General features: G+C 72.4%; 20 protein-coding genes and 1 pseudogene. 8 read left to right on the forward strand and 13 right to left on the reverse strand.

Going from position 1 to position 22,605, the window contains the following annotated elements; genetic code table 11:
• Positions 1 to 41: 41 nt before the first annotated feature.
• Positions 42 to 2,072, reverse strand: coding sequence for an NPCBM/NEW2 domain-containing protein (locus OIB37_RS32915; RefSeq protein ID WP_330461250.1), 2,031 nt, complete (start codon positions 2,070 to 2,072; stop codon positions 42 to 44).
• Positions 2,073 to 2,245: 173 nt separating this feature from the next.
• Between OIB37_RS32915 and OIB37_RS32920 the strand changes: the two genes are divergently transcribed.
• The gene (locus OIB37_RS32920) at positions 2,246 to 2,380 is read left to right on the forward strand and encodes a hypothetical protein (RefSeq protein WP_330461251.1); all 135 of its coding nucleotides are present in this window, start codon (positions 2,246 to 2,248) and stop codon (positions 2,378 to 2,380) included.
• Between the two features lie 93 nt (positions 2,381 to 2,473).
• Here OIB37_RS32920 and OIB37_RS32925 read toward each other — a convergent pair whose 3' ends face one another.
• Together OIB37_RS32925 and OIB37_RS32930 are read right to left on the reverse strand one after the other, a co-directional pair.
• A complete protein-coding gene (locus OIB37_RS32925) occupies positions 2,474 to 2,845 on the reverse strand; it encodes a VOC family protein (RefSeq protein ID WP_330461252.1) in 372 nt (123 codons plus the stop codon).
• A 325-nt stretch (positions 2,846 to 3,170) separates the two neighbouring features.
• Positions 3,171 to 3,497, reverse strand: a complete 327-nt coding sequence (locus OIB37_RS32930; protein ID WP_330461253.1) for a hypothetical protein — start codon at positions 3,495 to 3,497, stop codon at positions 3,171 to 3,173.
• 694 nt (positions 3,498 to 4,191) lie between these two features.
• Here OIB37_RS32930 and OIB37_RS36375 point away from each other — a divergent pair.
• Positions 4,192 to 4,311, forward strand: a pseudogene (locus tag OIB37_RS36375) (Cmx/CmrA family chloramphenicol efflux MFS transporter); the annotation flags it as partial.
• Between the two features lie 516 nt (positions 4,312 to 4,827).
• Here OIB37_RS36375 and OIB37_RS32935 read toward each other — a convergent pair.
• The 6 genes from OIB37_RS32935 to OIB37_RS32960 form a co-directional block, all read right to left on the reverse strand.
• Complete coding sequence (locus OIB37_RS32935; RefSeq protein WP_330461254.1) at positions 4,828 to 5,793, reverse strand: pirin family protein; 966 nt, start codon at positions 5,791 to 5,793, stop codon at positions 4,828 to 4,830.
• A gap of 114 nt (positions 5,794 to 5,907) precedes the next feature.
• The gene (locus tag OIB37_RS32940; protein ID WP_330461255.1) at positions 5,908 to 6,495 is read right to left on the reverse strand and encodes an HD domain-containing protein; all 588 of its coding nucleotides are present in this window, start codon (positions 6,493 to 6,495) and stop codon (positions 5,908 to 5,910) included.
• A 112-nt stretch (positions 6,496 to 6,607) separates the two neighbouring features.
• Positions 6,608 to 8,593 carry a PE-PGRS family protein gene (locus tag OIB37_RS32945; RefSeq protein ID WP_330461256.1) on the reverse strand — a complete coding sequence of 662 codons (1,986 nt, stop codon included), beginning with the start codon at positions 8,591 to 8,593 and terminating at the stop codon, positions 6,608 to 6,610.
• 142 nt (positions 8,594 to 8,735) lie between these two features.
• Positions 8,736 to 9,710 carry a pyridoxal-phosphate dependent enzyme gene (locus OIB37_RS32950; RefSeq protein WP_330461257.1) on the reverse strand — a complete coding sequence of 325 codons (975 nt, stop codon included), beginning with the start codon at positions 9,708 to 9,710 and terminating at the stop codon, positions 8,736 to 8,738.
• Positions 9,711 to 9,891: 181 nt separating this feature from the next.
• On the reverse strand, positions 9,892 to 11,220 hold the full coding sequence (locus OIB37_RS32955) for a vWA domain-containing protein (protein ID WP_330462059.1): 1,329 nt from the start codon (positions 11,218 to 11,220) through the stop codon (positions 9,892 to 9,894).
• Positions 11,221 to 11,486: 266 nt separating this feature from the next.
• Entirely contained in the window at positions 11,487 to 12,344 is an 858-nt protein-coding gene (locus tag OIB37_RS32960; RefSeq protein ID WP_330461258.1) for an AAA family ATPase, read from the reverse strand.
• A 165-nt stretch (positions 12,345 to 12,509) separates the two neighbouring features.
• Here OIB37_RS32960 and OIB37_RS32965 point away from each other — a divergent pair, with 165 nt between their 5' ends.
• From OIB37_RS32965 to OIB37_RS32980, 4 genes are all read left to right on the forward strand, one after another.
• Positions 12,510 to 13,082: a TetR/AcrR family transcriptional regulator gene (locus OIB37_RS32965; protein WP_330461259.1), complete on the forward strand. Its 573-nt coding sequence runs from the start codon at positions 12,510 to 12,512 to the stop codon at positions 13,080 to 13,082.
• A 328-nt stretch (positions 13,083 to 13,410) separates the two neighbouring features.
• A complete protein-coding gene (locus OIB37_RS32970) occupies positions 13,411 to 14,091 on the forward strand; it encodes an ABC transporter permease (RefSeq protein WP_330461260.1) in 681 nt (226 codons plus the stop codon).
• Positions 14,088 to 14,759: an ABC transporter permease gene (locus OIB37_RS32975; RefSeq protein WP_330461261.1), complete on the forward strand. Its 672-nt coding sequence runs from the start codon at positions 14,088 to 14,090 to the stop codon at positions 14,757 to 14,759. The genes OIB37_RS32970 and OIB37_RS32975 overlap by 4 nt, the downstream gene beginning before the upstream one ends.
• Positions 14,756 to 15,724: an ABC transporter substrate-binding protein gene (locus tag OIB37_RS32980; protein ID WP_330461262.1), complete on the forward strand. Its 969-nt coding sequence runs from the start codon at positions 14,756 to 14,758 to the stop codon at positions 15,722 to 15,724. Before OIB37_RS32975 ends, OIB37_RS32980 begins: the two co-directional genes overlap by 4 nt.
• Before the next feature lie 28 nt (positions 15,725 to 15,752).
• Here OIB37_RS32980 and OIB37_RS32985 read toward each other — a convergent pair whose 3' ends face one another.
• The 4 genes from OIB37_RS32985 to OIB37_RS33000 form a co-directional block, all read right to left on the reverse strand.
• Positions 15,753 to 16,907 carry an ABC transporter ATP-binding protein gene (locus OIB37_RS32985; RefSeq protein ID WP_330461263.1) on the reverse strand — a complete coding sequence of 385 codons (1,155 nt, stop codon included), beginning with the start codon at positions 16,905 to 16,907 and terminating at the stop codon, positions 15,753 to 15,755.
• A gap of 78 nt (positions 16,908 to 16,985) precedes the next feature.
• Entirely contained in the window at positions 16,986 to 17,660 is a 675-nt protein-coding gene (locus tag OIB37_RS32990; protein ID WP_330461264.1) for a LutC/YkgG family protein, read from the reverse strand.
• Entirely contained in the window at positions 17,657 to 19,174 is a 1,518-nt protein-coding gene (locus tag OIB37_RS32995) for a LutB/LldF family L-lactate oxidation iron-sulfur protein (protein WP_330461265.1), read from the reverse strand. Before OIB37_RS32995 ends, OIB37_RS32990 begins: the two co-directional genes overlap by 4 nt.
• Positions 19,171 to 19,926, reverse strand: a complete 756-nt coding sequence (locus OIB37_RS33000) for a (Fe-S)-binding protein (protein WP_330461266.1) — start codon at positions 19,924 to 19,926, stop codon at positions 19,171 to 19,173. The genes OIB37_RS32995 and OIB37_RS33000 overlap by 4 nt, the downstream gene beginning before the upstream one ends.
• A gap of 256 nt (positions 19,927 to 20,182) precedes the next feature.
• Here OIB37_RS33000 and OIB37_RS33005 point away from each other — a divergent pair, with 256 nt between their 5' ends.
• The gene (locus OIB37_RS33005) at positions 20,183 to 21,484 is read left to right on the forward strand and encodes an alpha/beta fold hydrolase (protein WP_330461267.1); all 1,302 of its coding nucleotides are present in this window, start codon (positions 20,183 to 20,185) and stop codon (positions 21,482 to 21,484) included.
• 144 nt (positions 21,485 to 21,628) lie between these two features.
• Positions 21,629 to 22,519, forward strand: coding sequence for an RNA polymerase sigma factor SigJ (gene sigJ / locus OIB37_RS33010; RefSeq protein WP_330462060.1), 891 nt, complete (start codon positions 21,629 to 21,631; stop codon positions 22,517 to 22,519).
• The last annotated feature ends 86 nt before the right edge of the window (positions 22,520 to 22,605 follow it).

The raw sequence follows: 22,605 nt of genomic DNA on the forward strand, positions 1-22,605 counted from the left end.
CGCCGCGTGGCCACGGGGGCACCCCCGTGGCCACGGCCGGTTCAGCAGCCCAGCCGGGCGTCCGCCCAGTCCGCGTGATCGGAGTCGATGCCATCGCCGCCGTCGGTGACGACCAGCCGCACGACACGCGCGCCGCTGACGTCGGCGGTGAGCGGCTGGGCGGGCTGGGCGTTGGTCAGCACGCCCGTCGAGGCGACCTTCACGCCGTCCGCCCAGACCTCGAAGGTCACGCTGCCCTTCGTGCCCTTCTCGTCGTCCACACCCACCTGGGCGGTGACCTTCGAGCAGTGTTTCCCGGTGTAGTAGGCGACCTCGCCGGCGGCATGCACCCCGAGCCCCTTAGCGTACACCGTCGAGCCGAGGGTGAGCGGGCCGCCGTCGCCCGCCGCGCTCTCCCCGTTGCTGGTGTCACGCTCCACCGGTCCCCACCCGTTGGCCGCCGACAGCCAGGGCAGATCGCTCAGGTACGACGCTCCGGACGGCGGGGGCACCACCACGGACGCGGTCACGGGGAGGTCGGTGGAGGCCCGCTCTCCGGCGGGCGAGCGGTACCGGACGCGCAGGGAGAGGGCGTACGACCCTGCGGACGTCCCCGGCGGGGCCGTCACCCGCCAGCGGGTGCGCAGGGACGCCCCGGTGGGCAGGCCGGCCGCCGTGGCGGGGGAGAGGGCCCGTACGGTCCAGCCGTCGGGCCCGGTCAGCGCGGCCGAGACCTCGCGGGCCGGGGTGCGGCCCAGGTCGGTGACGGCCGTGGTGAGCGTGGCCGAGGTGTCCCGCTCGATGAACGGTGCCTCATCCAGGCCGGTTTCGACGGCGGGCGGATGCTCCGCCCAGCGTCCGTCGGCCGAGACCCGGAGCAGGACCGTGCCGTGGGCCGGTACGGTGGCCGCGATCGTGCCTGCCGTGTTGGTGTCCCGGTGCTGCCACAGGTCGCGCTGGGTGTAGCCGGAGGCGCGGGGCAGGCCCACGGCGGTGGCGCTGGTGGCGACGCGCTGAGCGGTCCCGGACTCGTTGAACAGGGCGACCGTGCGGCTGCCGTCCCCCATCTCCTTGGCGACCACCCAGCGTCCGCCCTCACTGGAGACGACCGCGCCCTGCCTGCCCAGCGGGTCCTGGTCGACCGCGATGACCTCCTTGTTGCCGAGGATGTCCAGGGTGGCGGGGGAGGCGGTGCGCAGGTCGGTGCCGATGAGCAGCGGGGCGGCCATGACCGCCCAGAGCGAGAAGTGGGAACGGTACTCGGTGTCCGTCATCCCGCCGTTGCCGACCTCCAGCATGTCGGGGTCGTTCCAGTGGCCGGGACCGGCGTACGGGGCCAGCGGCAGGTTCTGCTTGAGGATGGAGAGCATCGAGCCCCAGTTGTCGCTGATGTCCCCGGTGGTGCGCCACAGTTGGCCGACGTCGGAGGCCCACTCCCACGGCTTGTTCTCGCCCCACTCGCAGATGCTGTAGACGATGGGGCGCCCGGTGGCCTTCAGGGCGTCGCGCATGGCGCGGTAGCGCTGCCGGGCGTCGACGCCCTGGTTGTTGCAGTTGTCGTACTTCAGGTAGTCCACGCCCCAGTCGGCGAACTGCCGGGCGTCGCTCTCCTCGTGGCCGAGCGCGCCGGGGAAGCCCGTGCTGTCGCAGGTCTTGGTGCCGGCGCTGGTGTAGATGCCGAGTTTGAGTCCCTTGGCGTGGACGTAGTCCGCGACCGCCGAGATGCCGTGCGGGAAGCGGGCGGGGTCCGGCACCAGTTTGCCGTCGGCGTCCCGCTGGGGGAGCGCCCAGCAGTCGTCGAGGTTGACGTACTGGTACCCGGCGTCCTTGAGGCCCTCGGCCACGAAGAGGTCGGCGATGCCTTTGACCATGTCCTCGTTGAACTCGGCGCGGCAGTGCGTGGAGTTCCAGTTGTTGAACCCCATGGGCGGGGTGAGGGCCGGCCCCTCGGCCGGCGCTTCGGCCGGGGATTCGGGAGGCGCGGCGGTGGCTGCCGGGGCGGCGAGACCACCCGCGCCCAGCAGGGCCGCCAGGAGTGCGGCGGCCGTTCTGGTGCGGTGCTTGCGAGACATGCGGGGGTGAGGGTGACGCATCGTCGACGTTCCTCCGGCTCGCGGCGGACAGGGACGGGCACCGGTGCGCGATTACGGTAGGACGTGTCTGAGTCTGTTGGAAGAGGTGAGACGCATGCGTTCGATCCTGTTGGTTCGGCTGGCCGAAAGTCATCCAGCGTGACCCTCCGGGCGGTCCGGCGATTGATCACGGGATGAAGACACGCAGCATGCTCGCCATCGCCGACCGCACGGGCGCCTGGGCCGGCGGGTCCAAGGACTGCACGCTCAGGGACGGCACGGGCACGTTCTCGCCCGCCTGTCGCCGGTCACGGGTGAAGTACTCGTAGCCTGACGGCCGGCGTGATCAACGGTGGCCGCACCCGTTTCCCTGCCGGAGAACGGTCATCGCTGAGCGCCAGCAGAGGTCCAGCCCCTCCTCGTCAGCCCCGGAGGAGGCAGAAGGGGTGGCCCGCCGGATCTGCGAAGATCCTCCAACCGCGGGTGTCGGCGTGGAGCAGTGTGGCGCCGAAGCCGAGGACTTGCTCCTGGGCCTGGTCAAGGTCTGGGACATCGAGGTCCAAATGAAACTGCTGCGGGTATGCGCTGTCCGGCCATCGCGGCGACCGGTAATCCTTCACGCGCTGGAACGCAAATACGAGGCCAGAGCCCGTGTGAAGGGTCGAAAAGTCGTCACTGACTGCCCACCTGGGATCGGGCTGGTTGACCTCGCCGCCGAGGAGCGATTGGTAGAACCTGGCGAGTTCAAGGACGTCCGGACAGTCCAGAACCACGCACTGCAACTTGCCGATCACTGGTGATCCTCCAACAGCACGGGCCCCTGGCTCTGGTGAACCACGGCCCGACGTACAGGAGGGCACAGCGTGGGGCCGCCGAGCGCGTAGACCTTAGCTGCATCTCCCGCCACTCGTCCGTCACATCACGGTCTGCGGCTGGAGTATTAACAAGCGCCAGGAGGCGGGGCTGCCGGACGATCCGGAGCCGGAGTTCCGCACCTACTGTTACCTCATCACCGGCCGCCGGCCTTGGCGACATCACTGCATCGACGAGTTGCTCCGTGACATCGCCGACGAGGGGGCGGCGGTCTTCCGCCTCACCCTTACCCCCTCGTGCAACTGTTCAGACTCCGAGCTGAACGCGCGGACTGTAACTCGAAGGTTGCTGACCGGTGTCCTTGTTCCTTACAAAGCATCGGAAGTAGATCTCCTCGGCCCCCAGTTCAGTGTCCAGATCGTCACTGGACATGTTCGAGAAAGTTACGTGCATGGGACCCCCGACAGCGGCAACATCAGCGTGCCTGCCTCGCATGATGAGGTCGTCATCACCACTGTCCTGCTCCCACATGTCGCACCATGTTTCGAATCGGGCTCGGGTGGCGCTATCGAACTCGGTGAAGTTCGTGTTCCAGTCGACGACGAATTTCCACCGGGAGCCGGTCTGGTTCACGCTTGTGATTCTGGCACCGTTGATCCCCAATGTTGGGACGAGGTGGGTACTCTCCCCAACAGACGTTCCGGTTCCAACGGCGGGCCCCGTGGTGGCCGCTGACGCCAGAGGTACACTGCCTGCCAGTGCCAGCACTGCCGCTGTGGACACGATTGCTCTGCGAGTTCGCATGACGATCTCCATGAATGACCTGCCAGCTTCCGCAATAATCGTCGCGCACTCATTCAAATAATTGGCGGTGCGCTTGAGGTGGCCATCGGGCCAACCGAACCCCATTGCTCCGAACTACGCCTTGACCGCCTAGCGGCTGACGCTGTAGAGCCGACCCGGCGTCACTGCAACTCAGATAAACGGCGTCAAGTTGCACCAAAATCCTAAGCCGATTACCCCATCTGCGCATCCGGACCTCGGGCCAGAAAGACGTCCTGGCGTTCGGTGGTGCGCGTTGTCGTCGCGTCAATTATTGAAGTTTCCATACCCTACAGTGAGTCGCGTGTCCGGGTGGCTTTCCCGGGTTTTCCAGGACTCGCGCTGCCCGGAATCCGACTTCTCTGATGGTGCATCAGGAAGTGCGGGGGGAGAGATGCTCAGAGTCGCCCCCTGAGGAGCGGCACACGTCGGCCTGTGCAACGGGCTCGTCCAGCCGCCTCACTCACCATTCCGGCTGCCCTCACCGCAGCCGACGGTACAGGCTGCAGGCTCGTATGCGACCGCGGCGCTCAACGTGGGCGCCTCCGTCGGCCCTGTCATCGCTGCGGCCCCCCTCAGCACCGAAGCCGGGGACCTCGGGCCGCTCTGGGAGGGGGACTACTTGCACCTCTCAAGCGCGAGCGATGACCGGCTTGACGCCGCACCTCCACGGCAGACGCGCGCTACCTGCCGCACGACTTCGCACCGTGGGAGACGGTCTACGGGCGGAGGCCGAGATGTTGGGTCTCTGGGTCGGTGAGGATCGCGGGACGCTTGGACGGTCCTGCAACCCGAGTTCGCCGTGCGTGTCGTACCAGCTGCCGGTGACCTGTCGGCCTATGCGGACGCCGGCCACAGAGCGGCCCCCAGCGCTCTCGCCGGTCCCGTTTCCACCCGTCCAGGCGTTCACGTGATGCCGACCGGCTGCCGTCGGAGCGCCAACCTTCGGAAGCCTTACCTTGGGTCAGCATTCGTCCGGCCAAAGCTGCTCTCAGGTGATGCCCACACCTGGGTAACTCGGACAGTCCCGAAGGGGTCCGTCCGGCGGCATCCGGGGGCCCGCGCCACGTGCGGTTCTCATGACCGGAAAGCCGAGATGCGACGTTGAACTCTCTGGACGTGACAATCGGGTTTTCCCAGGTCAGCGCACCCTTCCGCGCGGCTTCAGGGGCACCGGCGGCAGCTCGGGCGCGGACAACGGACCCCCGTCGTAGCCCTTCACCTCGCCGAAACGTGCTCCCTCCATCCAGTCCTCCCGGGCCTGAGCGATCTCTTCCTGGGTACGCCCGACGAAGTTCCACCACATGATCAGTTCCTCGGCGAACGGCTCGCCGCCCAGCAGCATGATCGTGGCGTCCGACTCCGCGCGCAGGGGGAGTTCGGTGCGGCCGCAGCCGAGGTAGAGCATGGAGCCGGGGAGGACCGGAACTCCGTCGACGTGCACCTCGCCGGACATGGCCAGGACGCCGTACTCGAAGTCGGGGTCGAGTGGGAGGCGGAGGTCGGCGCCCTGGGTGAGGGTGAGGTCGGCGCCGACGATCGGGGTGTAGGCCGTACCGGGGGAGACGGAGCCGTCGAGGTCGCCGAGGATCACCGTGGCGGTCAGGCCGGGCGCGGTGACCGTCGGGAGGTCCGGGTGGTACTCGAACCTGGGCTCGGTGTGGCGGTGCTCGTCCGGGAGTGCGACCCAGAGCTGGGCGCCGTGCAGGAAGCGGGCGTGTGCCTTCGGGCTCTCCTCGGAGTGGCTGATCGCCCGGCCCGAGGTCATCAGGCCCAGCTGGCGGGGTCCGATGGTCTGGAGACTGCCGGTGGAGTCGCGGTGCAGCACCTCGCCCTCGTGCAGCCAGCTCACCGTCTGCAACCCGATGTGCGGATGCGGCGGAACCTGCATGCCGGGCTCGTCGGCGATGTCGTCGGGGCCGTAGTGGTCGACGAACGCCCAGGCGCCGATCATGCGCCGGCCGAGGTTCGGCAGCAGCCGGCGTACCTCGGTCGACTCGCCCAGTTTCACGCGGCGGGGGCTCAGCAGCTCGCGGACGGGGTCGGCGACGACGAATCCACGGCCACCGCACACGCTCGGTGCGGGCGTGCGGTCAAGGTTGCTCATACCGCCCAACTTAGCGTGCCCCTGTTTCGGTTGCCGAGCGGCCACCGCCCGCTGCGCACACAGGTAGCCACCTTGGCCGTACCCGCCGCCCCTCGCCGCGCACGCCGGCGGTGGTCAGCCGTAGGACATCTGGTAGGCCAGCCTGCGCTCCGCGCCCTCGCCTATCGCCGTGAGGACCTCGTCCAGCTCCATGAACCACTGCCAGGCCGGTCGCCCGTCGGCACCGGCCAGCCGGGCCACGACCAGGTCCTCCAGTTCCGGCACACGCTTGTTCTTCCAGACCTTGTCGGCGAGGCTCACCAGCAGGTCCTCCACCGTGATGTCCGGAGCGGTCCAGGAAGCGTGCGTCCCGGCGAACCGGGCCAGGCGGGCCTCCACCCCCTCGGCGAGGAGGAGTTCACGGCCCGCCTCCTCGTGCCGGGCGCCCGGTCCGGAGAGCTCGGCCAGGTGCACCGCCTTGCCCACGTCGTGCGTCGCCGCACCGAACAGCACCGCCGACGTGTCGAACTCCAGCCGGGGGCAGTGCTGTTCGGTCCAGAGTGCCAGTTGCGCCGCTACGTCGTGCACCGCTCGGAGGTGGGCAACCAGGCGGGGCGGGGCCTCAACTCGCGCCAGCAGCGCGGCGACCCGCTCCGGGAGTGGGCGCAGCGGTGGATCGGTGGTCGTGGCCGTCGCGATCGCCATCACGTTCGTCGCTGTCATCGCGGCAGCGTAGTGGTGGGGTGGTGGTGGCGCGTTGAGGGTGTGTCCGCGGCTGTCGGGTGAGGGTGGGAGCAGTCGCCGGTCCGCTCCTTGAGGGTCTGTATTCACCGGCTCACGGCTCCGGTGTGGCGTCGGTCGGGGGCTGGATCCGCTGGAGCATCTGTTCCATGACGGCGAGGGGCAGCGCCGGGTGCGCGGCGGCGGCTTGCGCGGTGTCGGGGTCCCGCAGCAGCCGGATCAACACCCGTGCGGGCAGCCCGGGATGGCGGGCGGCCGCGCCGCGCACGTGCGGGTGCGGGTCGTCGAGCAGCCGGACCGCCGCTTCGGGTGTCAGCCGTGCGTCGGACGCGGCCCGGTACCGTACTTCCGCATCGCCGTCCCGGCTGAACCTTTCCACCAGTTCCTCCGTCGACTCCGGGTCGTCCAGAGCAAGTTGGCGCATTCTCGCGTTCGGGTCGCCGGCGTGGCGGAGGAGGTCGTGACGGGGGAAGTTGGGGTGGCTGTGGGGGCGGTCGGGGTGGCTGAGGCTGCCGGTCCACCACTGCCACACCCGCAGCAGCATGTCGGCGGGCGCGTCGTCGCAGGACTCCGCGAGGAAGAGCTGGACGACGCGGTCGTCATCGCGGGCGAGGAGTTCGACGACGTCCGGCGGGAGATGCCGGGCCCTGGCGACGCTTCTGCGGACGAGGGCGTGCGAGGAGGCGGCCAGACGGCGCATGGCGCCGGCGTCCTCGTGCAGGGCCATGACCCAGTCGAGGGCGCGACAGTGGCGGCCTGAGTCGAAGTCGACGGGGATGGAGGCCCGTTGTTCCTCGGTGATGTCGGAGCGTGTGGCCACCACGGAACGTACGCCCTCGTCGGGGTCCTGGGCCAGGAGGCCGACCAGGTCCGCGTCGAGGCGCGGGTTGCCCGCGAGGGACCGGCGCTGGGCGGGCTCGCCGTGCCGGGCCAGGTCTTCGGCGAGGCCGCGTTCCAGGCGGCACGTGGACAGCGCCGCGTCTGTGAGTCCTTCGGTCTGGAAGACGGACCGGGGCATCGGGTGCTCCTCGTGGTACCGCAACAGCGCCTGGACGCGGACTTTGCCGGAGGGATCCTCGAGAAGCCGGCGTCGAGCCGCGGGATCCAGGTGAGGCCAGGCACTCCGGCAGGCCGAGGCCCGTACGGACGGGTCGTCGTCGGCAGCCAGGGCGGTCAGTGTCCGTGGGGGCAGTCCGTGCAGGCGAGCCGTCTCTTCGCGGACCCGGGCGGAAGGATCGGCGGCGAGCCGCTCGCAGGCGCTGTCGGTGAGCTCGGCATGCCGGTCCGCCGCGAGCATGACGAGGATCCAGCGGTGCCGGGACTCCGGCTCACCCAGGATCAGGCGCGTCCACTGGTCGGTCGAGAGGTCCGGCTGGGCTTCGGCCAGCAACTGCCGCACCTTCCGGTCCGGGTGGACGATGGCCGCCTCCACGACCTCTGCCGGCAGACCGCGCCACAGGAGGATGTGCGACAGGCCCAGGAGGCGGGCGCGCAGGTCGTCGGAAGCGGACGGGTTGAGAGTCAGACCGTCCGCCCACTTCGCGCGTACCTTCTGCGAGGGTTCTGGGTCCCGGAACAGCGATGACCAAGCGGCTGTCCGCTCCTGCGGGCTCTCCTGGACGGCTTCCCGCGCGGCCGTCACCTGCCGCTCCCGGATCCGGTCCACGGTGATCAGCCGGACCTCGTCTCCTTCGGTGGTCGCCCCCAGCAGGGTGTCCCCGTCCATCGAGAGTGCGACGAACTCCGGCTGCCCGGGCCGCTCGCCCAGCACTCCGGCGAGGTCCCACCCGTCCGTGAGCCGCACCCGCGTCCAACGACCGGGCGTGCGGCCCGTCCGGTCGCCCGCGACGCCGATGAGGAAGACGCCGTCCCCGGCAGGACCGAGGATCCCGCTCTCGGTCGCGAGTCGGTGCCACCGCGCGTTCAGCTCGGCGACCAGCTCGGGCCGGTCCGCCCGCACGCGCACGGACGACGTGGTCCCGCCCGCGACGACCAGGCGCCACGCGGCCCGCAGCGGCAGTACCTCCTCAGCCCCCCACTCGCCCGCGATGTGCAGTCCGGCGCGCCGCAGTATCTCCATGAACCTGTCACTCCCACCCGTCACGAGGGCTCATCCTGCCCGAGCCCGTTACCTCGCTCTTCGGCGGCACGGAACGGAGGCGGACGTGGCGGGGTGTGCGGCCGGCCGGGCGGCTGTTCGCCTGCGGCCGTCCGGTGATCGATCAGACGGCGTACCGTACGACCCCTTCCTCGGCGAACGTGAGTGCCTCCGCGTGTCCGAACAGGCCCGGCAGGCCGCCGGTGTGCACGAACACGGTCCGTTCGCCGGGCCGTACGTCGCCCGTGCGGACGGCGGCGACCAGGCCGGCCATGGCCCGGCCGGTGTAGGTGGGGTCGAGGACGAGTCCCTCGGTGCGGGCGGCGAGGTGGAGCGCCTGTGCCGTCTGGTCTGTCAGGGCCGCGTAGCCGCTGCCGACCTGGTCCCGGCGCACCCGCAGGCGGTCCGCCGTGATCACCTCCGCGGTGAGCGGGCGCGCGAACTCCGCGACGGCCGCGGCGGGATCGGCCAGCGCGCCCACGTCGACACCGAGCACCGCGTCGGTGCCGAGTGCGGCCACCAGGCCCGCCATGGTGCCGCCGGAACCGAGCGCCACCACCGCCGTGCGCAGGCCGGGTACCTGCTCGCGCAGCTCCTCGCCGCAGCGCACGTACCCCCGGGCGCCCAGCGAGCTGGACCCGCCGAACGGGATCAGCGCCGGGCTCGCGTCCTGCGTGCGCAGTCTCGCGCAGACCTCGGCCGCCGCCGTGTCCAGACCGGCCTGGTCGACATCGCCCGCCCAGACCACCCGTGCCCCGAACAGTCCGTCCAGGGCGAGGTTCCCGGAGCGCGACGCGTTCGCCGAGCCGCGCAGCACGAGGACCGCTTCCAGGCCCAGCCTCGCGGCCGCGGCGGCCGTCAGCCGGGCGTGGTTGCTCTGCGGGGCGCCCGTGGTGACCAGGGTGTCCGCGCCCTCGGCGAGCGCCGCGCCCACGGTCCACTCCAGTTTGCGGATCTTGTTCCCGCCCCCGCCCAGGCCGGTCAGGTCGTCCCGCTTGACCCACAGATCCTCCGGACCGAGCCCGAGCGCGGCCGCCAGCCGGGGCGCCGGCTCCACGGGGGTGGGGAAGGTGCCGAGCGGTACGGGCGGGTGGGTCATGGCGTACGTCCTAGGGTGGGGGTGCGAGTGCCTGCGGGTCGTGTCGCGGGGTGTGTCTCGGGGCGCGAGTGCCTCGGGGTGAGGGTGGGGTGGCGGGCTCGCCGTGGGCGGTCGGCGGGCCCGGGTCTCCGCTCGGGTGCAGGGGTCCGCAGTCCCAGTCGACCACGTCCGTCCCCGCCCGTCACACCGGCAGCAGCCGTGTGATCAGCGCGCCGAGCTGCCGGGCCGTGCGGCACTCGTGCATCTCGACCAGCTCGGCGTAGGCGGGCGCGGCGGAGTCGCCGGTGCCCCATTGGGCGTGGGACTCGGGGTTGAGCCAGTAGACGCGGCGGGCGCGGCGGGCGAGGTCGCGGACGGCGGGGAGATTCGGGTCGCTCATGTTCGTACGGGCGTCGCCCAGCACGAAGACGGTCGTGCGCGGGCCGACCGAAGCGCCGTACCGCTCGGCGAACTCGCCCAGGGCGACGCCGTAGTCGCTGCTGCCGTGCCAGCCGGTGAGGGTCGCCTCCGCGCGGATACGGGCGCTGAGCCCGTCGGGGTCGGCGCGGCCGTGGTCGAGCAGGCCGGTCACCTCGTCGAGACGGTTGACGAAGGCGAACACGCGGACCTTGCTGAACTGGTCGTGCAGCGCCTGCACCAGCAGCATCGTGAAGTCCGAGAAGCCGGAGACCGACCCCGACACATCGCACAGCAGCACCAGTTCAGGCCGCACCGGGCGGCGTCTGCGCAGCACCGGGCGCATCGGGACACCGCCGGTGGACAGCGAGGAACGCACGGTGCGGCGCAGGTCGATGGTGCCGCGCGCGGCCCGGCGGCGGCGCGCGGCCAGCCGGGTCGCCAGCTTGCGCGCCAGCGGCTGAACGGTCCTGCGCAGTTCGGCGAGTTGGTCCCGGCCGGCGAAGAGGAAGTCCACCCGGTCGGCGGTCGGGCGGACCGCCCGCCGGGCGATCTCGTCGCGTCCGCGCCGCTCGGCGACCCGGCGCCGCGCCTCGGCCCCGACCATGCGCCGGAATGCCTCGATACGGCGCCGGATCTCGTCGTCCAGCAGCCGGTCGGCGAATCCCGTGGCGCCGCCCCCGGCCCGGACGTCGGACCGCACCCGGGCCAGCAGGGTCTGCGGGCGCAGCCGGTCCAGGGTCTGGTACGCCGACCAGCCGTCCGAACCGGGCGAACTCCCGTATCCGCCAAGGCCGTCGACCGCCTCCGCCGCCAACTGGGCCAGCAGCGCCTGGTCGTCGCCGGCCAGAGCCGCGGCGAGCCGGTCGCGCAGCTCCTCGCGGCCCGCCGGTGCCGTGTCCGGACCGCCCATGCCGCGCGGGAAGTACAGGTCGAAGACGGGGTCGAAGACGGCCCGTTGGCCCGGCCCGTGCAGCAGGGTCGCGGCCAGCCCCTCCCGCAGCAGATCCCGGTCGGCGAAGCCGAGCGCCTCGACGGCGAGGGCCGCGTCCACGGTCTCCCCGGTGCCGATCCGCACGCCGTGCGCGCGCAGCGCCCCGACCAGACCGGTGATCCGCCCGGCGACGCTCGTGACCCCGGCGGCGCTGCCTTGGCCGCCTTCGCCGTGCTCGGCATCGACGCCTCGGCCGCTGTCCACTCCGGCGGCTCCGGCCGTCCCGTCGCCGTCCTGCGCACGGGCCGTCCCGTCGCCGCCCTCCAGGTGGGCCGGATCGTCGCCGTCGTGCACCCGGCGGACCCTGCCGGTTCCGGCGCCCCCCGCGCCCCCCGCGCCGCCCTCGACGCCGTGGCCGACCCCGATGCCGGCGCCGTAGACGGCGCTCACAGCGCGCTCAGGTCCAGCTTGGCGGCGGCCTTCTGCACGTCGTCCTGGTGCTTGAGGATGACGCCCAGGGTGTCCCGTACGACTGTCTCGTCCAGCGTGCCGGCCCCGAGGGCGAGCAGGGTGCGGGCCCAGTCGATGGTCTCGGCGACCGACGGCACCTTGCGCAGGTCCATCGCGCGCAGCGCGCCCACGACCCGGACCACCGACTCGGCCAGCGCCGTGTCCAGCCCCGGCACCTTCAGCCGGACGATCCTGCGCTCCAGCTCCTCCTCGGGGAAGCCGATGTGCAGGAACAGACAGCGGCGGCGCAGTGCCTCGGACAGCTCGCGGCCGGCGTTGGAGGTGAGGACGACGAAGGGGCGGCGGGTCGCGGTGATCGTGCCCAGTTCGGGGACCGTGACCTGGAAGTCGCTGAGCACCTCCAGCAGCAGACCCTCCATCTCCACGTCGGCCTTGTCGGTCTCGTCGATCAGCAGCACGGTCGGCTCGTCGCCGCGGATCGCGGTCAGCAGCGGGCGGGGGAGCAGGAACTCCTCGCTGAAGACGTCGGTGCGGGTCTCGTCCCAGCTCTCGTCGCGGCCCGCGCTGATGCGCAGCAGCTGCTTGGCGTGGTTCCACTCGTACAGCGCCCGGGACTCGTCGACGCCCTCGTAGCACTGGAGGCGCACCAGCCGTGCCGCCGTGACCTCGGCCACGGCCTTGGCCAGCTCGGTCTTGCCGACCCCGGCGGGGCCCTCCACCAGCAGGGGCTTGCCGAGCCGGGCGGCGAGGAAGACGGTCGTGGCGACGGCGGGTGAGGCGAGGTATCCGGTCTCGGCCAGGCGGGCGGAGACATCGTCGACGGATGAGAACAACGGGGCCTCCGGTGAGGGTCTGGCTTCGGCCGGGATCGCCCGGGATCGGCGTCCGGACACCTATCTAAGCGCTTGGTCAGTGCTCTTGTCACGGGATTCCCCCGCGCGTCCCAGCCAGGTAGACCGATCGGTTTTCGTCCCTCCCGGACGCGGTAACCTCGCCCTATGACGACCACGGACCAGGATTCCCCCCGGGACCGGCTGCTCGACGCGGCAGCCCGGCTCGTCTACCGCGACGGTGTCTCCGTCGGCGTCGAGGCGCTGTGCCGCGCGGCAGGCGTCTCGAAGCGGTCGATGTACCAGCTCTTCGGCAGCAAGGACGAGGTGCTGGCCGCCAGCCTTCAGCGGCGTATCCCCTGGTACGACGCCCAGCTCACGCCCGCCGACGCGGAGGGCGGGACGCCGCGCGAGCGCATCCTCTACGCCTTCGAACGCCTGGAGCGGGCCTCCGCCGAACCCGACTACCACGGCTGCCCGTACCTGGCCGTGCTGGTCGAGCTGAAGGACTCCGGGCATCCAGCGAGCCAGGTCGCCCGCGGGGTCAAGGAGCGCCTGGCGGAGGCCTTCCGCACGCAGGCCGAACGCGGCGGCGCCCGCGATCCCGAACTGCTCGCCCGCCAGCTCATGCTGATCTTCGACGGCGCCAGCGCCCGCGCAGGCGCCCACGTCGAGCACCTGGACGACGGACTCGCCACGACCACGGTGACGGCCCTGCTGGACGCCGCGGGCATGCGGTAGCCGTCCCCACTGCCGAGGGCCGGACAGGGCCGCGCCGCCGGCCGACGCTCCGGCGTCGTGCGGTCAGTCGTCCGGTACCGCCGCGGCAGGAGCGGCAGCGTGAACCCGCGCCCCCTCGCGCTGCGCGCCGCACGCTGCACGCCGCCGTGCCGGCGATCGCGGCACACGTACTGGGGTGGGAGTTTCCCGGCCGGCCCCCGCTCGCCGGTCGGCGGGGTCGTCGCGTCGGTCCTGACCGCCCTCGCCACCGCCTCGCCACGCGCCCCCGCCTCCCCCGGACGGCTCACCCCAGCACGCCGCCCCCGCCCGCCCCCGCTGCAATGGACTCGTGACCGCGCCCCCGGACGACTGCCTCGCGCGCAACGAGTGGATCTGCGGCGCCTATCTCAGCACCCGCTGCCACATCCTGCTGGACGCGGTCGTCCAGCACCTCCAGCTGACGGCGGTGTCGGTCCTGATCGGGCTTGCCGTCGCCCTGCCGCTGGCGGTGCTGGCACGCCGCTGGGGCTGGGCGGCCGGACCCGTGCTCGGGGTCACGACGATCCTCTACACCATCCCCTCCCTGGCGATGTTCTCCCTGCTCCTGCCCGTCTACGGCCTCTCCGCGACCCTCGTCGTCGCCGGGCTGGTGCTCTACTCGCTCACGCTGCTCGTACGCAACATCCTGGCCGGGCTCCGCGCGGTCCCGCAGGAGACCCGGCAGGCAGCGCGCGGCGTCGGCTACGGCCCGGTCCGGCTGCTGCTCACCGTCGAACTGCCCCTCGCCCTGCCCGCCGCCATGGCCGGGCTGCGCATCGCCACCGTCTCGGCCGTCTCCCTGGTGACCGTCGGCGCGATCGTCGGCTTCGGCGGCCTGGGAAACCTGATCTACGCCGGCATGAACACCTACTTCAAGGCCCAGGTGCTCACCGCGTCCGTGCTGTGCGTGCTCATCGCCGTCGCCGCCGACCTGTTCCTGCTGGGCGTGCAGCGGCTGCTCACCCCCTGGGCCCGAGCGGCCCGCGCATGAGCCTGCCGACCGCCACCTGGGACTGGCTCACCGACCCCGCGCACTGGTCGGGCGCCGACGGCATCGGGAACCGGCTGCTCCAGCACCTCGTGCTGACCGTCGTCTGCCTGGCCGTCAGCTGCCTGATCGCGCTGCCGATCGCCCTGGTCCTCGGGCATCTCGGCAAGGGCGGCGCGCTCGCGGTCAACATCTCCAACGTCGGCCGCGCCGTGCCCACCTTCGCGGTGCTGGTCCTGCTCCTGCTGACCCCGGTCGGGAAGTGGGGCGAGGGACCCACGGTAGTCGCCCTGGTGCTGTTCGCCGTGCCGCCGCTGCTCACCAACGCCTACGTCGGCATGCGCGAGGTGGACCGGAGTGTCGTACGGGCGGCCCGGGGGATGGGGATGACCGGGCGGCAGATGCTGCTGCGCGTGGAGCTTCCCCTCGCGTCCCCGATGGTCCTCAACGGGGTACGGATCGCCGCCGTCCAGCTCGTGGCCACCGCCACCATCGCGGCCCTCGCGGGCGGCGGCGGCCTCGGCCGGATCATCACGGCCGGCTTCAACCTCGCCAGCACACCCCAGGTGGTCGCGGGTGCCCTCCTCGTCGCCGCGTTCGCCCTCGTCGTCGAGGCCGTCTTCGAGATCGCCGAACGCCTGGCGCCGACGTGGGTGAGGGCCGGCCGATGAGAGGCCGTACGGCCGCCGCGGCGGCCACGCTCGTCGCCCTGACCGCCTGCACCGGCGGACCCTCCCTGGAGAACCGGGGCGCGGTCACCGCACCGCCCGGCGACAGCCACCACCTCACCATCGGCTCCGCGGGCTTCACCGAGAGCGACCTGCTCGCCCAGTTGTACGCGCGACTGCTGAACCAGGCCGGATACAAGACCTCCGTCCTCACGGTCGCCAACCGGGAACTGTACGAACCGGCCCTGGAATCCGGCCAGATCGACGTCGTACCCGAGTACGCGGCCACCTTCGCCGACTGGCTGAACGCCAAGACGCACGGCGCCGACGCACCCCCGGCCGGCTCACCCGACCTCGACGCCACCATGAAGGCCCTGCGCGGACTCGCGGCGCCCCGCGGGCTCGTGGTCCTGCCGCCCGGCCGGGCCGTGGACCAGAACGCCTTCGCCGTCAGCGCCTCCTACGCACGCCGCCACCACCTCAGGACCCTCAGCGACCTCGGCGCCTCCGGGCTGAAGGTGCGGCTGGCCGCGGGGGACGAGTGCGTGCAGCGGCCGTACTGCGCTCCGGGTCTGAGGAAGGTGTACGGCATCGACGTCACGGGCGTCGACCCCAAGGGCGTCGGCACGACACCGGCCAAGCGGGCCGTGCGGGAAGGCCGGGACCAGATGGTGCTGACCACGTCCACGGACGCCACCCTGGACGCGTTCGGGCTGGTCCTGCTCGCCGACGACAAGCATCTGCAGAACGCCGACTACGTCGTCCCGGTCGTCAACCGTTCCCGCGCGGGCAGCGCACGCGTCGCGAAGGCACTGGGCAGGCTCAACGACGTCCTGACGACAGCCGACCTGGCGGACATGAACCGGCAGGTCGACAGCTGGCGCCGGCTGCCCGCCGACGTCGCGCGGAACTACCTGAAGGACAAGGGCCTGCTGAAACAGCCCAGGGCGGCCCCGGGCGCCGAATAGCTCCGGACAGCCCCGGGCGTCGGCAGTGTCACGCGTCCGCCACCGAGTCGAACGGCACCTGCCCCCGGGCGACGCCCAGCGCGTCCGCGTCCACCGAACGGCGCAGCGCCTCGTGCAGTTTCGCCGGGGTCAGCACCCCCACGAACCGGGACCCGTCCAGCACCGCGACCCACCCGGCGTCGTACTGCAGCATCACCCCGAACGCCTGCTTCAGCGGGGTTCCCACCGGTACCCACGCGGTCATCCGGTGGGCGAGGCCGGCGACCGCGCCGCCCGCCGCCAGCTCGTCGATGCCCACCCAGCCGTGCAGATCGCCGTGCGTGTCGAGGACGACCGCCCACCGCGCGCCCTCGGCCCGCAGCCGCGCCGCGGCCCGCTCGGCGGGCTCGTCCAGGCGGGCCACCGGCGGCTGTTCCAGGTCGTCCGGCTCGATGGTGGTGACCGACAGCCGCTTCAGGCCCCGGTCCGCGCCCACGAACGACGCGACGTACGGCGTCGCGGGCGTGCCCAGCACCGCCCCGGGCGTGTCGAACTGCTCGATCCGGCCCTGCCCGTACACCGCGATGCGGTCGCCGAGCCGGACGGCCTCCTCGATGTCGTGCGTGACCAGCAGCACGGTCTTGCGCACCGCCTCCTGCATCCGCAGGAACTCGTCCTGCAACTGCTCGCGCACCACCGGGTCGACCGCGCCGAACGGCTCGTCCATCAGCAGGACCGGCGGGTCGGCGGCGAGCGCCCGCGCCACACCCACCCGCTGCCGCTGGCCGCCGGAGAGCTGTTCCGGGTAGCGCGGCCCGTACGTCTTCGGGTCGAGCCCCACCAGATCGAGCAGCTCGGCCGCCCGCGCCCGGGCCTTCGCCCGCTTCCAGCCCAGCAGCGCGGGCACGGTCGCCGTGTTGTCCAGGACCGTGCGGTGCGGGAAGAGGCCCACCTGCTGGATGACGTAGCCGATACGGCGGCGCAGCCGCACCGGGTCGACGTCCGCGACGTCCTCGCCGTCCACGAAGATCCGGCCGGAGCTGGGTTCGATGAGCCGGTTCACCATCATCATGGTCGTCGTCTTGCCGCAGCCGGAGGGGCCGACCAGGGTGACGAGTTCGCCCTCGGACACCTCGAAGGAGAGGCCGTCCACGGCCGTCGTACCGTCCGGGTACCGCTTGGTGACCTGATCGAACCGGATCATCCCCTCACGCTAGCCGGGGTCCCGGCGGCCCGCCCGGCCCCGCCGACCGAAGGGATGAGGCGCGCCGGGCCGCCCCGGTCAGCGCAGCAGGACGACCTCCAGCGTGCGCGGCCCGTGCACGCCCTCCACCCGGTCCAGCTCGATGTCGCTGGTGGCCGAGGGGCCGGAGATCCAGGTCAACGGGCGGGTGGGGGAGAGGCGTTCGAGGGCCTGCGGGACGGAGGCCACGACCTGGCCGGGGACGTGGACGACGCAGATGTGGTGGTCGGGGACGAGCGTGATCCGGCGCCGGCCCTGACCGGGGCCGCCGTCGAGGACGAGGGTGCCGGTCTCGGCGACCGCGACCGCGCAGCCGGTGACCACGCTGTCCACGGCGTCCAGTTCGTGGGGGGTGCTCGCGGCACGGTCGGGGACGTGCGTGGCGTCGGCGGCGGACAGCCACCACGGCGGCAGCCCGGCCGGTACCAGTACGGTCCGCGCGCCGCGCTCCGCCAGCAGCCGTGCGAGGAGCATCGGCAGCCCCTCCTCGTCGGCGCGGTGCACGACGGCCCGGTAGTCCGCGAGGTTCTCGGCCAGCAGCTCGACCGTCCGTTCGACGTCCCGCGCGCCGTGTTCGCGCAGATAGGGGCGGGGAAACGCCTGCTCGTACTGGGGGTACCGCCCAGGCCGTTCAGGCACTGGGGGAGTGTCGTCCCGGGGGACGTCCGCCAGCGCGCGCCGTACCCGGCCCAGGATCCTGTCCCGGCTGCTCACTTGAGGCCGTCCTCTCCCGTGCTCCCGGCCGCGTCCGGTCCGGGGGTGTTCTTGCCGCCGCGCGTCCGCAGCCACCAGTCCCGGAACGGCTCCGCCGGTACGGCCGGCAGGTCCCGGCTCGCGCTCCAGGCCCGGCCGGGGCCCGGCAGGGTGCGTGGATGCAGGCGGCGGGTGCGGGAGGCGAGCCGCTGTCCGGCGCGGAGCACACCGGGACGGGTGAACGCCCAGCCTGCCGCGCGCATGGCCGCACGCTCGGCCGCGTGCCCCCTGGCCGGCTTCAGGACCACCTTGTTGCCGTTGCGGACCACCGGACCCCCCTCCACCACCCGCTCCCGCAGGTGCACCAGCACCTCGGGGATGTCGATGGCGACCGGGCACACCTCGTAACAGGCCCCGCACAGCGAGGACGCGTACGGCAGGGAGGCGTCGATCTCGCTCGCGGTGCCCCGCAGTTGGGGGCTGAGGATGGCGCCGATCGGACCGGGATAGACCGATCCGTAGGCGTGGCCGCCCGCGCGCTCGTACACCGGGCACACGTTCAGGCAGGCCGAGCAGCGGATGCAGCGCAGTGCCTGCCGTCCGACCTCGTCGGCGAGCGTGTCGGTGCGGCCGTTGTCCAGCAGGACGAGGTGGAAGGCGCGGGGGCCGTCCTCGTCCGTGGTGCCCGTCCACATGCTCGTGTACGGGTTCATGCGCTCGGCCGTGGAGGAGCGGGGGAGCGTCTGGAGGAAGACCTCCAGGTCCCGCCAGGTGGGCACGGTCTTCTCGATGCCGACCACCGAGATCAGCGTCTCCGGCAGGGTCAGGCACATCCGGCCGTTGCCCTCGGACTCGACGACCACCAGGGTGCCCGTCTCCGCGACCATGAAGTTGGCGCCGGAGATGCCCACCTTGGCCCGCAGGAACTTCTCCCGCAGGTGCAGCCGGGCCGCCTCGGCCAGTTCGGCGGGGGTGTCGGTCAGGTCCGCCGGGGCCGGGCGGCCCCAGGCGCCCATCTCGGCGCGGAAGATGTCCCGGATCTCGCCCCGGTTGCGGTGGATGGCCGGGACGAGGATGTGTGAGGGGCGGTCCTTGCCCAACTGCACGATCAGCTCGGCGAGATCGGTCTCGTAGGCCCGGATGCCCGCTTCGAGCAGGGCCTCGTTGAGCCCGATCTCCTGCGTGGCCATCGACTTGACCTTGACGACCTCCGACTCGCCGGTCTCCTCGACCAGTCGGGTCACGATCCGGTTGGCCTCGTCCGCGTCCGCCGCCCAGTGGACCGTACCGCCGGCCGCGGTGACCGACTCCTCCAACTGCTCCAGATAACGGTCGAGATGGAGCAGCGTGTGGTCCTTGATCCGGCGGCCCGCCTCCCGCAGCTCCGCCCAGTCGGACACCTCCGCGACCGCCTTCGCCCGCTTGGCGCGGATGGTGTGCGTGGCGTGCCGCAGATTGCCGCGCAGGGTCCGGTCGTGCACGGCGTCGCGTGCGGCCTCCGGGAAGGCGGGCATGCCCAGGTACGTCCCGCTCATAGGGCCGGCTCCTCCTCCGTGCTCGCCAGGATCTCCGCGATGTGCACCGGGCGCATGCCGGTGCGCAGCCGGGTCATCGTGCCGCCGAGGTGCGTCAGACACGAGTTGTCGGCCGCGCACAGCACCTCCGCGCCCGTCGACTCTGCGTTGCGCACCTTGTCCGCGCCCATCGCCGCCGAGACGTCGGGATTCTTCACGGCGAAGGTCCCGCCGAAACCGCAGCACTCCTCGGCACCCGGCAGTTCCGCCAGCTCCAGTCCCTTCACGGCATCGAGCAGCCGCCGCGGCCGGTCGCCGAGCCCGAGGGCGCGCAGCCCGTGACAGGTCGGGTGGTACGTCACCCGGTGCGGGTAGTACGCCCCGACGTCCGTCACCCCGAGCACGTCGACCAGGAACTCCGTCAGCTCGTACGTCCGCGGCACCACCGGTGCGAGGACGGCCGAGAGCGCGTCCCCGCGTCCCTCGGCCCGCGCCCGCTCACCCATGCGTGGGTAGCCCTCCCGCACCATCGCCGCGCAGGAACCGGACGGGGTCACGATCGCGTCGTAGGCCCCGAAGACATCGGAGAAACGCCGGGCCAGCGGCTCCGTGCGGTGCCGGTAGCCGGTGTTGTAGTGCGCCTGCCCGCAGCACGTCTGGGCCATCGGGAAGTCGACGTCGACGCCCAGTCTGGTCAGCAGTCTCACCACGGCGCGGCCGGTGTCCGGATAGAGCGTGTCGTTGACACAGGTCAGGAACAGGGCGACGCGCATCGCGGCTCCTCGGCGTCGGTCGGCGGTCGGCGGTCGGCAGTGGTCGGTCGTCGGCGTCGGTCTTCGGACGAGTGCAGGGTAGTGGGCGGGCCCCGGGGATCACGAGACCGCGTGCCGCGGGACGTCCTGGCCGGCCCGGACCTGTCGGCGGAGCACGCGGACGGGGCTGCGCTCCCGGAGGCCCGGCCGCGGCGGCACGTGTGCTGAACTGGGACGCGTCCGTCCCTCGCCTGTCCCACCCGTCCCAGGAGCCCCGTTGAGCCTCAGTTACCGCCAGCCCGGCGTCGTCCTCACCGACCGCCACTTCACGGTGCCCCTCGACCATGCCGACCCGGGCGGCGAGACCATCGAGCTGTACGCACGTGAGGCCGTGGCGAGTGACAGGGCGGGACAGGAACTGCCCTGGCTGGTCTACCTCCAGGGCGGTCCCGGCTTCGGGGCGAATCGTTTCGTCGGGCGGCAGTCGTGGCTCGACCGCGCCCTGAAGGACTACCGGGTCCTCCTCCTCGACCAGCGCGGCACCGGCCGCTCCACCCCCGCCACCCGGCAGACACTGCCCCTGCGCGGCGGCCCGGCCGAACAGGCCGACTACCTCGGCCACTTCCGCGCCGACTCGATCGTCCGGGACTGCGAGGCCATCCGCCCGGGGCTGACCGGCGGCGCCCCCTGGACGGTGCTCGGCCAGAGCTTCGGCGGGTTCTGCGCGGTGTCGTACCTCTCCCTGGCCCCCGAGGGCCTCGACACCGTGCTCGTCACCGGCGGCCTGCCCTCCCTGCACGCCCACGCCGACGACGTCTACCGGGCCGCCTACCCGCGCGTCGAGCGCAAGGTCGCCGCGCACTACGCCCGCTACCCGCAGGACGTCGAGCGAGCCCGCCGTGTCGCCGACCACCTGCTCACCCACGACGTCGTCCTGCCGAACGGCTACCGCCTCACCGTGGAGGCCTTCCAGTCCCTCGGACTGATGCTGGGCACGAGCGACGGCAGCCACCGCCTGCACTACCTGCTGGAGCACGCCTTCGTCCGCACCCCCGGCGGCCCGGAACTGTCCGACGCCTTCCAGGAGGAGGTCCAGGGTCTCCTGTCGTACGCCGGCCACCCCCTCTACGCCCTCGTCCACGAGACGATCTACGGCCAGGACGGCCGTCCCACCGACTGGGCCGCCGAGCGGGTGCGCGCCGAGTTCCCGCAGTTCGACGCGGCCAAGGCGGTCGCGGGTGACGCCCCTGTGCTGTTCACCGGCGAGACCGTCCACCCCTGGATGTTCGACAACGATCCGGCGCTGCGCCCCCTGCGCGAGACCGCCGGCCTGCTCGCCGCCCGCACCGACTGGCGCCCCCTGTACGACCCCGCGCGCCTCGCCGCCAACGAGGTACCGGTCGCCGCGGCCGTCTACCACGACGACATGTACGTCGACACCGCCCACTCCCTGCAGACCGCCCGCGCCATCCGCGGCCTGCGCACCTGGGTGACCGACGAGTTCGAGCACGACGGCCTGCGCACCGGGGCACCCCGCGTCCTCGACCGGCTCCTCGCCCTGGCCCGCGACGAGGTGTGAACCACCCGGCGCGAGCGGCGGCGCGATCACCACGAGTCCGGCCGGCGACGGGAGTTGCCGCGGGGCGCGACAGGGCGCCCTGGGACCGGAGTCGCGGTGGGGCGCGGGGCGTAGTCTGCCGCCATGGTCGAACGGGGGAGCACCATGAACGGCACCGAACTCGCCGAGCGCTTCGAGGAGCACCGCGGCCATCTGCGCGCCGTGGCCTACCGGATGCTCGGCTCGCTCGCCGAGGCGGAGGACGCGGTGCAGGAGGCGTGGCTGCGGCTCGGCCGCGGCGACGCGGAGGAGATCAGGAACCTCGGCGGCTGGCTCACCACCGTCGTCGGACGGGTCTGCCTGGACATGCTCCGCTCGCGCGGCACGCGCCGCGAGGAGCCGATGGACGAGACGTTCGTCCCGGACCCGCTCGTCCGCCCGCTGCGGGCGACGGACCCGGAGCAGGAGGCCCTGGAGGCCGACTCGGTGGGACTCGCCCTCCTGGTCGTCCTGGAGACGCTGGAGCCCCCGGAGCGGCTGGCGTTCGTCCTGCACGACATGTTCGCCGTGCCGTTCGACGACATCGCCGCGATCCTGGAACGCACCTCCGCCGCGACCCGCCAACTCGCCAGCCGGGCCCGCCGCCGGGTGCGGGGCGCCGCCCCGGCGGCCGACCCCGACCTCGGCCGGCAGCGCCAGGTCGTCGGCGCTTTTCTGGCGGCCTCCCGCGCAGGTGACTTCGAGGCGCTGCTCGCCCTGCTCCACCCGGACGTGGAGCTGCGCGCCGACGCGGGCTCGCTGGTGCGGGGAGCGGCCGCCTCCAAGTCCGTACGCGGGGCGCGGGCGGTGGCCGAACAGGCCTCGCTGTTCTCGGAGTTCGCCGGGTTCGCCCGGATCGCGCTGGTCAACGGCTCGGTCGGCGTGGTCACCGTCGTCGAGGGCAAGCCGTTCGCGGTCGCCGCGCTCACGGTCGCCGACGGCAGGATCACCAGCATGTACATCCTCGCCGACCCCGACCGGCTCGCCCGCCTCGGTCCGGCCGCGACGCAGGGGTGAGCGTGGCGGAGGAGTGAACGTGGCGGAGGGGTGAGCGCGCGGGTCGCTGCCCGCGCTCCGGCCCGGCGGACCTCGTCGTGCCGGCC

It is taken from the genome of Streptomyces sp. NBC_00820, assembly GCF_036347055.1.
Lineage (GTDB): Bacteria > Actinomycetota > Actinomycetes > Streptomycetales > Streptomycetaceae > Streptomyces.

Excerpts from the sequence above, each read along its gene's own strand:
- OIB37_RS32915 (WP_330461250.1), bottom strand. The coding sequence starts at position 2,072 with ATGCGTCACCCTCACCCCCGCATGTCTCGCAAGCACCGCACCAGAACG.
- OIB37_RS32920 (WP_330461251.1), top strand. The coding sequence starts at position 2,246 with ATGAAGACACGCAGCATGCTCGCCATCGCCGACCGCACGGGCGCCTGG.
- OIB37_RS32935 (WP_330461254.1), bottom strand. The coding sequence starts at position 5,793 with ATGAGCAACCTTGACCGCACGCCCGCACCGAGCGTGTGCGGTGGCCGT.
- OIB37_RS32940 (WP_330461255.1), bottom strand. The coding sequence starts at position 6,495 with ATGACAGCGACGAACGTGATGGCGATCGCGACGGCCACGACCACCGAT.
- OIB37_RS32945 (WP_330461256.1), bottom strand. The coding sequence starts at position 8,593 with ATGGAGATACTGCGGCGCGCCGGACTGCACATCGCGGGCGAGTGGGGG.
- OIB37_RS32950 (WP_330461257.1), bottom strand. The coding sequence starts at position 9,710 with ATGACCCACCCGCCCGTACCGCTCGGCACCTTCCCCACCCCCGTGGAG.
- OIB37_RS32965 (WP_330461259.1), top strand. The coding sequence starts at position 12,510 with ATGACGACCACGGACCAGGATTCCCCCCGGGACCGGCTGCTCGACGCG.
- OIB37_RS32975 (WP_330461261.1), top strand. The coding sequence starts at position 14,088 with ATGAGCCTGCCGACCGCCACCTGGGACTGGCTCACCGACCCCGCGCAC.
- OIB37_RS32980 (WP_330461262.1), top strand. The coding sequence starts at position 14,756 with ATGAGAGGCCGTACGGCCGCCGCGGCGGCCACGCTCGTCGCCCTGACC.
- OIB37_RS32985 (WP_330461263.1), bottom strand. The coding sequence starts at position 16,907 with ATGATCCGGTTCGATCAGGTCACCAAGCGGTACCCGGACGGTACGACG.
- OIB37_RS32995 (WP_330461265.1), bottom strand. The coding sequence starts at position 19,174 with ATGAGCGGGACGTACCTGGGCATGCCCGCCTTCCCGGAGGCCGCACGC.
- OIB37_RS33000 (WP_330461266.1), bottom strand. The coding sequence starts at position 19,926 with ATGCGCGTCGCCCTGTTCCTGACCTGTGTCAACGACACGCTCTATCCG.
- sigJ (WP_330462060.1), top strand. The coding sequence starts at position 21,629 with ATGAACGGCACCGAACTCGCCGAGCGCTTCGAGGAGCACCGCGGCCAT.